The organism is Chloroflexota bacterium (assembly GCA_015478725.1).
In the GTDB taxonomy this organism is placed as follows: Bacteria; Chloroflexota; Limnocylindria; order Limnocylindrales; family CSP1-4; genus C-114.
The window spans coordinates 1-1,484 of the sequence record JADMIG010000109.1 but is presented as its reverse complement, the minus strand read 5'-3'; the positions used below and the strand labels follow the sequence as shown (position 1 = coordinate 1,484).

The window sequence follows — 1,484 nt, the reverse complement described above, 5'->3', positions numbered from 1 at the left end:
AGCACAAGACAATATGCCCACAACCACTAGACCCATACAGCTAGAGTCTCTGATAAAGGTTTCGGAGATGTTAAGTAAAAGATCGAGTGAACATGTATGGCTTTTGGATGTGATCGATGAGTGATGTCGTATCCTCCTGCCGATGCACCTAAAGACGTTGCAGAGTTGCTCTCGCATAGAGTTGAAGGTGAAACGTCCGATGAAGACGTAGATGTTGATGAAAACATGACACAAGATGAACAAGACAGACCAGCAGCCCTACAAGGCATTCCTTACACTGACGATGAGCCAGATGCCGAGGGAGATCACCAGCAGAATCAGCCCCACGAGCAGGATCAGCCTTGCTACACCGACGAAGAAAGGCTGGTATGGCTTGAGCAACGTGTTCTACAATACGAAAGACAAGATGCTGTTCACCAGGCTGATGTAGATGCACTTGCAAAAAGAGCCAACAAGCAGACCAGATTGATCAAGCAAATACAAGAGCTGCAGAATGAGGACCATCCTGTCTTGATGAGCGTGGCAAGCACAACCACCAGGATCTCACAAGAACTGAGAGGTATCTCTACAAGACTAGGCATTCCTTTTAATGTGCCAGCAATGTCTGCAGGCACAAGCAGATCAGCTCGCACTGTTTCCACAGGAGGCAATGTGAATGTATCTAATGTGATGGCTGATCTTACAGGAATGGCTTCAGCACAAGCACAAGGATCTGCCCCTGGACAAGGCACAAGCTCACCAGAATCACCAGCCACTAGCTCACAAGCAATGCACCAGAGCCTGTCTTCAGGGCAAGGTACTCGCACACGCGTGCAACCCACTAGCACCTCACCACCAGCTACTAGCACACAAGCACGAGCAATACCAGAAGTTTCTTATGCACAAGCTGCAGGTTCAGCATCACAGTGGCCACCACCAGCGGCGTCACCGCCTGATCCGATGGACTTTGACCAGCAACCTCTGCCATCCGGTGCCATGGAACCCAGCAGACAGGAGATCGTAGCGGCTGCACAGCTGCTGCGGCGTGCCGCGGCTACCCAGAGCATCGATGGTTTCGTACCAGCGGTAGGCCCCAGATTGACTAACCTGGCCACAAGAGCTTTGACTGGAACACATGTGGGGTCTGTACCCTCCATGACTAGCAATGATATACCAGCACAGCTCAGCCTTCCAGGCCCAGCAAATCCTGTGTTCACATTCAGGCCAGGAACTAGCCATCCCAGTCCCTTACAAGCCACTAGCTCACCAGGAACCTCACATGTTAAGGTGCCCATGCCTGACAAATTTGCTGGCACAGATCCCCAGCAAGATATTGAGTCATGGATCATGCAAGCTGCCAGGTACATCAGATTGCAAAATGTGCCTGGCCCAATGCAAGTCGATGTAGCGGCAGCCTGTTTGACAGGATCTGCTGCCAAAGCATGGCACTCAGCTGAGCAGATGCTCAGACAAGCAAACAAGGATGTTACTAGCATAGATCTGTT

The 1,484-nt window shown here is 51.0% G+C and carries 1 protein-coding gene; it reads left to right on the top strand.

Going from position 1 to position 1,484, the window contains the following annotated elements:
- Window positions 1-120 precede the first annotated feature (120 nt).
- Window positions 121-1,484, top strand: a 1,364-nt coding sequence (locus IVW53_15980; GenBank protein ID MBF6607062.1) for a hypothetical protein, incomplete at its 3' end; no start/stop codon positions are given.